This is a genomic window from Vibrio sp. 1288 (assembly GCF_033344475.1).
On sequence record NZ_JAWPOX010000744.1, the window covers coordinates 1 to 615 of the forward strand.

General features: G+C 40.5%; 1 protein-coding gene. It reads right to left on the bottom strand.

Features of this window, described 5'->3' with window-relative positions; genetic code table 11:
• Window positions 1-61 precede the first annotated feature (61 nt).
• Window positions 62-496 carry an IS200/IS605 family transposase gene (gene tnpA / locus R8O11_RS29115; RefSeq protein ID WP_017633711.1) on the bottom strand — a complete coding sequence of 145 codons (435 nt, stop codon included), beginning with the start codon at window positions 494-496 and terminating at the stop codon, window positions 62-64.
• Window positions 497-615 lie beyond the last annotated feature (119 nt).

The following is a 615-nucleotide window of genomic DNA, read 5'->3' on the forward strand; positions in this document are numbered from 1 at the left end:
GTAAATTACCACCTTCTAAAGAAGGTGGCTTTGTGTGAGCCCCCTAAAAGGGGGCCTTTGTTTAGTCCAGCGCCAATTGCTGCTGCTCTACTCGCTCTTGCTTCTCTTGATGTCTTACATATCGGCGTATTATTTCTTCATTGATTCCAACACTATCGACAAAATAGCCTCTTTGCCAAAAGTGATTACCCCAAAGCCTGTTCTTCCTAAGGTGAGGAAACTTGCTAAATAGCTTTAAGGCTATTTTGCCTTTCAATACCCCCATCAACTTGGATATCGAAAGCTTTGGTGGGACCTTTACAACTAAATGGACGTGGTCAACTTGTACGTTTAGCTCTACGACTTCACATCCAAGTTGATTACAGTAAACATAAATACATCGATAAACTTCTTTACCTATATTGTTCTTCAAGATCCTAAATCGATACTTTGGCGTCCACACTATATGGTATTGACAACGCCAAAATACGTGGGAAGCTTGATTGTATCTACTCATGTTATTTGTCCTCTTTGACTTCTGGAAAAATCAAAGACGCATTTAGCATGAGTAGTTTTACAGGCAAAGCCGAAACGGATGATAACCACCTACTGAAGTAGGTGGTTTAGGGCTGAAAA

Excerpts from the sequence above, each read along its gene's own strand:
- tnpA (WP_017633711.1), bottom strand. The coding sequence starts at position 496 with ATGAGTAGATACAATCAAGCTTCCCACGTATTTTGGCGTTGTCAATAC.